At 40.9% G+C, this 6,359-nt stretch carries 6 protein-coding genes; 4 read left to right on the top strand and 2 right to left on the bottom strand.

The features are described from left to right. Window positions 1-317: 317 nt before the first annotated feature. Complete coding sequence (locus tag GMA13_RS03880) at window positions 318-1,910, bottom strand: hypothetical protein (RefSeq protein ID WP_255882795.1); 1,593 nt, start codon at window positions 1,908-1,910, stop codon at window positions 318-320. Then, entirely contained in the window at window positions 1,904-2,617 is a 714-nt protein-coding gene (locus tag GMA13_RS03875) for an ABC transporter ATP-binding protein (RefSeq protein ID WP_255882794.1), read from the bottom strand. Before GMA13_RS03875 ends, GMA13_RS03880 begins: the two co-directional genes overlap by 7 nt. Before the next feature lie 319 nt (window positions 2,618-2,936). On the opposite strand from GMA13_RS03875, the gene GMA13_RS03870 reads away from it, so the two are divergent. From GMA13_RS03870 to ruvB, 4 genes are all read left to right on the top strand, one after another. Next, window positions 2,937-3,893 (top strand): alpha/beta hydrolase, encoded by a 957-nt coding sequence (locus GMA13_RS03870; protein WP_255882793.1) that lies wholly within the window; start codon window positions 2,937-2,939, stop codon window positions 3,891-3,893. 243 nt (window positions 3,894-4,136) lie between these two features. After that, complete coding sequence (gene ruvC / locus GMA13_RS03865) at window positions 4,137-4,649, top strand: crossover junction endodeoxyribonuclease RuvC (protein WP_255882792.1); 513 nt, start codon at window positions 4,137-4,139, stop codon at window positions 4,647-4,649. A 1-nt stretch (window position 4,650) separates the two neighbouring features. Next, entirely contained in the window at window positions 4,651-5,256 is a 606-nt protein-coding gene (gene ruvA / locus GMA13_RS03860; protein ID WP_255882791.1) for a Holliday junction branch migration protein RuvA, read from the top strand. 22 nt (window positions 5,257-5,278) lie between these two features. Beyond that, on the top strand, window positions 5,279-6,322 hold the full coding sequence (gene ruvB / locus GMA13_RS03855; protein WP_370687050.1) for a Holliday junction branch migration DNA helicase RuvB: 1,044 nt from the start codon (window positions 5,279-5,281) through the stop codon (window positions 6,320-6,322). The last annotated feature ends 37 nt before the right edge of the window (window positions 6,323-6,359 follow it).

Here is a 6,359-nt window from a genome sequence, read left to right as displayed (position 1 = left end):
TATTATTTCTGTTTCATATTCCTTTACATGTCGATAACTTCTTGGCATAAAAATATCCCTCCTGATGTATATTCTACATCAAGAGGGGTCTTTTTTCTATTGTCCATTTTTTACGGACTTGTTCACTGTTCAAGGGATTTTTGTTGCCTTTTGATTTAATTTTATCTGAGATATAGAGTTGTTAGCTTTGCTGAATTTTCGCTCAAAGCCTAAATCATATACTGCGTGTCGGTAACCCGACACAAGCCGACTTTAAGCTTAAGCGCAGCGTGTGAAAGGTGTAGACGGCTCAGTTTTAAACCTCTGACAATATGTAATTACAAACTTTCAAAAATTCTTGTTCCTCTGTTTTTCAACCAGTAGAGCAAAAGAGCCGTTACAGCTGCAATCAAAACAGTACAGCATAACAGGAAAATCGCAGGAGTAACAATGAACATTGTTAGAAAATAAAGCAGAGCAAATAAAACAATAACTCCCCAGCCGCCGAATAAGGTCAGCAAAATACCCATACTTTGCTTAACTGCAACAGTTTCGTTTGTCCATGTCAAATTTGGCGATTTTAAATTTATAGCCAACCCCATAGTTGCATTGAATAAAACAAATATTACTGAGAAAATTGGCAAGATAATCGCAGAGGGAATGTCCGGGATGAACACAATGTCAGTGCATAATGCAAAAATCAATACCGGAACCGCCGAAATATAAAGGTGAAGCTTCATCTTTGCTTTAAGCACCTGCCATGCTGATACAGGCATTGACTGCAAAATCCAGATATTCTTACCCTCAAGTGATATAGACGGAGCCGTTATGTCGTTCATTGAGGCAGTAAAAGCAATAACAGCAGCGGCTGCTATAACTTTCAAATCAGCCATTTGCGGTGTTAGGTTAAAAAGCTCATTAATATCGCTGCTTTTTATCAATATGAATACTGCGGCTACGATTGTAAAAACACTGCCCAAACCGCAGTTGAGCATATATGTTGAGCTGCCTATAAATCGCTTGAATTCCTTGCGCAGCAAAGCTCCGCTTACACTGCTTTTTGTTAGCTTTTTTTCCTTGTATTTAACCTTAGCCGTACCTTTATTTGAGGTTGCTATTTTCAAAAAGCTTCGTGACAGAACCCAGTATACCAAAGCAAACAGAGCAATTACTATTGCAGCGGTAATAAGCAGCGATATCGGATTTCCTGTTGACGCAAGTCCCATATGATAAATCGGAAACAACATTCTTTTAATGGTTTCGCCAACTTCCTTGCTGTTATCAACAATCGCACCAATAATTCTGTATGCTTGAGAATAGAAGTAGTAATACGCTGCAAAAAATGCAAGTGAAAGTATAACTGTAATAATATTTTTGCGCTTAAGCTTAGACGCTACAAGGGCAACTACCCAACCTAAAATGCAGGTTAAGGTGAGAATGAATAAAGATAAGAAAAGCATAACAAGCAGCGGACAAATTACCGAAAGAATCTGCGGCGGCGTTGTTATCCAGTACATAATCATGCACGGAACAAATACAAGAGCTTCAAAGAAAAATCCCATTATCCAAACGGCAAACATTCTTGCAAATAAAATTTTGGACGGTGGAATTGGCATAGCGAGCAGCATTTCATTATCTTTAGCCTGATACAGGGTTGCATATGTGGTAAAAACACTGCCGAATACACCCATAATTATTGCAGCAAGACCGATTAACGCAAAGTATAGCCAGTCCATTCCTATTAAAACCATCGGCATGCAAAGCATACCGCTGAGAACAAAGAAGAAAGCGCAAAATATAGCGTAAAGAAGTCCTAAAGCTACGCAGGTAGCAACAATAGAACCTGTGCTGCGCCGCTGGTTGTTTTTAGTGTTTTGAAAAATAACGGTCAGTATTCCTTGCAACTCTTTTTTTAGTAGTGTTTTCAGCATTTTTCGTCCTCCAGTTCAAGGAATACCTCTTCAAGTGAATCGTCGCCCTTAACCTCGTCCATGTCGCCTGATTTTATAAGCTTTCCGCCTTTTATAATTGCTACCTTGTCGCAAAGCTTTTCTGCAACCTCCAAAACGTGTGTCGAAAAGAATATCGCTCCGCCGTTGTCACAAATGTCACGCATAAGGCCTTTTAGCAGATGCGAAGCCTTAGGGTCAAGACCAACAAACGGTTCGTCCATTATAACAAGCTTCGGGTTGTGAATAAGCGCAGAGATAATTGCAAGCTTCTGTTTCATACCATGCGAGTATGCGCTTAGCGGCTGTGCAAGGTCTTTTGTTATCTCAAATGCGTCCGCATACTTGTGAATTCGGCTTTGACGATCCTCAGCGCTCACAGCAAAAATATCAGCCACAAAATTAAGGTATTGAACACCTGTCATATAATCGTACAAATCAGGATTGTCCGGTATGTATGCAATTTTTGATTTACATTCAATCGGGTTTGTTTTAACAGATGTGCCATCAACATATATTTCGCCGTTATCAAAGCGCAATATACCGCAGCAAGCCTTAATGGTTGTTGTTTTGCCGGCTCCGTTGTGGCCGATAAAGCCATAAATTTCTCCCGGCTTAATGTGAAGCGAAAGGTCGTCAACCGCCTTTTTGTCACCGTAGCTCTTTGTGAGATGCTCAATTCTTAGCATAATAAATCCTCCGTTATTTTTTCAAATTTGATTAAGAATTAGTAAATATTTGTTTTACATTAACCTCCCCGACATTATTTGATCTTATTTACTTAATTATGTTGTTTTTGCTTTAAGATGTCAATAGATTATTAAATATTGTCAAAAATGTAATAAATTCCATTGCCTTAATTAAATATAATAATTATTCGACTATAAAACAGTAAAAAAGCTAAAAAACATTTTTTGGAATTAATCTATTGACAAAAAAAGGACTTAGGAATATTATTCAATTATACTGTGTTTAATTCTTAATTTTTTTAACGGAGGCATAAATATAATGAACGTTTTATTTTGGGTTTTATTTGCGCTGATTTCCGTTGCAGTAATTGTAATTATTGTTCTTATCTGTGCAACAGTATATTTCTATCGACTTACTATTTTGCGTAAGCCGACTGCTACGCTTGAGAATAATATTAACGCCAGCACCGATTGGTCTAAGCATTTAGATTTTATCCATAAGCGTAAAGAGTGGTTTTACGCCCAGCCAATGGAGGAGGTTTATATCAATTCCTGCGATGGCTTAAAGCTTCACGCAACCCTGTTGAAAAACAGTTCACCGTCAATAAAAACGGTAATTTGTTTTCACGGCTACACAAGCTGCGGAAAAAATGATTATACATCCCTTTCTAAGTTCTATTATGAACACGGCTTTAATGTTCTAATTGTTGACGAGAGGGCGCACGGTGAAAGCGAGGGCAAATACATTGGCTTCGGCGTGCTTGACCGCAACGATGCGAAAAGCTGGGTTCAATACATTATCGAACAGTTTGGCAATGACAGCATTATTTTTCTGCACGGTACTTCAATGGGCGGCGCAACTGTACTTATGGCAACTGGCGTTGATTTGCCAAGCAATGTCAAAGCCGTTGTTTCCGACTGTGCCTTTACAAGCGCATATGACGTTTTCTGCCATATACTTAAGCGTGATTACCATATTCCGAAATTCCCGATTATGAATTTGACTGATTACTTAACTAAGAAAAACGCCGGCTACGGCTATAAGGACGTAAACACTATTGATTGTGTTTCTAAAACAAATATTCCTATACTGTTCATTCACGGCGATAAAGATGACTTTGTTCCTTATTGGATGAGCGAAAAAAACTATGCTGGGTGTTCATCTGAAAAAGAATTGCTTATTGTACAGGGTGCCGACCACGCTGAGTCTTATTATGTAAACACAAGCGCATATGAAGCAGCTCTCTTACGTTTTATTGAAAAGTATGCACATTAACCGGCTTAACTCGGCAATATAACAAGCTTGCCGTTTCTTTATTGTGAAAAACGGTATTATTAATAATCTTAAATATACGGTTGCGTGTTTAAACGCAGCCGCTTTATTTTTGTATTTCATAGAATTAACTGATTAAGTTAAAATTTTTTTAAATACCTCTGTAATTCTTGCCCGTTATTTAACAATGTGATATAATAACAAGATAGAGTAAGTATGAATTTTGATTGTTAGAAGGTGAATCTCTTGGTTGTTTTGGGCATAGACCCCGGATATGCTATTGTCGGGTGGGGTGTTATAAGTTTTAACGGCGTCAATTATGCGCCGCTTGGCTTTGGAGCAATTACAACCGATGCAGGAATAGACTTTAACCTCCGCTTGGAGCGTATATATGATGAGCTTGATTTGATAATCAAGCAGGCTAAGCCTGACGCAATGGCAATTGAAAAGCTTTATTTTCAGAACAATCAGAAAACGGCAATCAATGTTGCACAGGCAAGAGGCGTTATTCTCCTTGCGGCGCAGAAAAATAATGTGCCTGTTTTTGAATACACTCCACTTCAGGTAAAAATGGCTGTAACAGGCTACGGTCAGGCTAAAAAACCTCAGATTATGGAGATGACAAGGCGGCTTTTAAAGCTTCAGGCAGTGCCAAAGCCCGACGATACGGCGGACGCACTTGCAATGGCGATAACCCATACGCAGGCGGCGGGAACAAACCTGAAGGCGATGATTTTTAAAAGGAGTTTAAATTCATAATATGATATACAGCGTAAGAGGAAATTTAATTCACATCGAGCCGGCCTTTGTGGTCATTGAATGTGCGGGCGTCGGCTACAAATGCTTCACGTCAATGAGCACGCAAAGACTTCTGCCAAAGCTCAATAGCGAGGCTATGCTTTATACCCAGCTTATTGTACGTGAGGACTCAGCCGAGCTTTACGGCTTTGCTTCAACATCAGAGCTTTCCTGCTTCAAGCTTTTAACAAGCGTCAGCAAGGTAGGCCCTAAGGCAGCTATTTCAATACTCTCTGAGCTTTCTCCCGAACAGCTTGCAATTTGCATTGCCTCGTCCGACAGTAAGGCAATTACCCGTGCAAACGGCGTGGGGCTTAAGCTTGCGCAGAGAATTATTTTAGAGCTGAAGGATAAGCTTAAGGTGTTTGATACATCAGGCGGAGATATGCCTGTTGCGTCAGGTGGCAGTGCCGAGGCGTCCTTTGGCAATACGCAAAAGGCTGTTGAGGCACTCGCTGTGCTTGGCTATGACAGCGGCGAGGTTTTACCGATTTTGTCTAAGCTTGATTCAAGCAAGAGCGTTGAGGATTTGATTTCTGCCGTACTAAGAGAGATGGCGGCACGCTGATTTCGGAGGAATTAAAATGGAAATGGACTACGAAAACAGAATACTGAGTCCCTCGGAGATACCCTGTGATTTAAACGGCGACGACAATCCGTTAAGACCTCGTTGCCTGGACGAATATATAGGGCAGGAAAAGGTCAAGGAAAATTTGTCTGTCTTTATTCAGGCAGCAAAGCAAAGAGGAGAAGCGCTCGACCATGTTTTGCTCTATGGCCCTCCCGGACTCGGAAAGACTACGCTTGCCGGAATAATTGCAAACGAGCTTGGCACAAACCTAAGAATAACCTCAGGTCCTGCCATAGAAAAGCCCGGTGATTTGGCGGCTCTGCTTACAAGCTTAAATGAAGGTGATGTGCTTTTTATAGATGAGATACACCGTCTGTCACGCTCGGTTGAGGAAATACTGTACCCCTCAATGGAGGACTTTGCAATAGATATCGTCACAGGCAAGGGTCAGATGGCGGCTTCATATCATCTGCCACTGCAAAAATTCACCCTTGTCGGCGCAACCACAAGAGCAGGTCAGCTTACTGCTCCGCTAAGGGATCGTTTCGGCGTTATACTGCGCCTTGAGCTTTATACTCCGGAACAGCTTTCAATGATAGTAAAGAGAAGTGCGGGCATTTTGAATATGCCGATTGACGAGGACGGTGCTCTTGAAATAGCGTCACGCTCAAGAGGAACACCGAGAATTGCAAACCGCCTTTTAAAGCGTGTGCGTGATTTTGCTCAGGTGATAAGCAACGGCGTTATTAACGGGCAGTCTGCCAAAACTGCGCTTGATAAGCTTGAAATAGACGGACTCGGACTTGACGCAAACGACAGACGTATGCTTGAAGCAATGATAAAGTTCTATAAAGGTGGCCCTGTTGGGCTTGAAACGCTTGCAGCGGCTATCGGTGAAGAAGCTGTAACAATAGAGGATGTTTACGAGCCGTACCTTATGCAGATTGGCTTTCTAAACAGAACACCGAGAGGAAGATGTGTTACAAGAGCAGCCTGCAAGCATCTTGGCTATGATTTTGACGGAGTAGAGGTTGTATCACAGCCTACTCTGTTTGATAACTGATATTATGTGAATTATACTTTAAATTTCAGGAGGACAA

The sequence above is a fragment of the Ruminococcus sp. zg-924 genome (assembly GCF_024433635.1).
Taxonomy (GTDB): Bacteria; Bacillota; Clostridia; order Oscillospirales; family Acutalibacteraceae; genus UBA7067.
Note: the sequence above shows the minus strand (reverse complement) of the source record. Positions and strands in the feature narration are given on the sequence as shown.

What these genes read in the sequence shown, in the direction of transcription:
- GMA13_RS03880 (WP_255882795.1), bottom strand. Translation starts at nt 1,910, where the DNA reads ATGCTGAAAACACTACTAAAAAAAGAGTTGCAAGGAATACTGACCGTT.
- GMA13_RS03875 (WP_255882794.1), bottom strand. Translation starts at nt 2,617, where the DNA reads ATGCTAAGAATTGAGCATCTCACAAAGAGCTACGGTGACAAAAAGGCG.
- GMA13_RS03870 (WP_255882793.1), top strand. Translation starts at nt 2,937, where the DNA reads ATGAACGTTTTATTTTGGGTTTTATTTGCGCTGATTTCCGTTGCAGTA.
- ruvA (WP_255882791.1), top strand. Translation starts at nt 4,651, where the DNA reads ATGATATACAGCGTAAGAGGAAATTTAATTCACATCGAGCCGGCCTTT.
- ruvB (WP_370687050.1), top strand. Translation starts at nt 5,279, where the DNA reads ATGGACTACGAAAACAGAATACTGAGTCCCTCGGAGATACCCTGTGAT.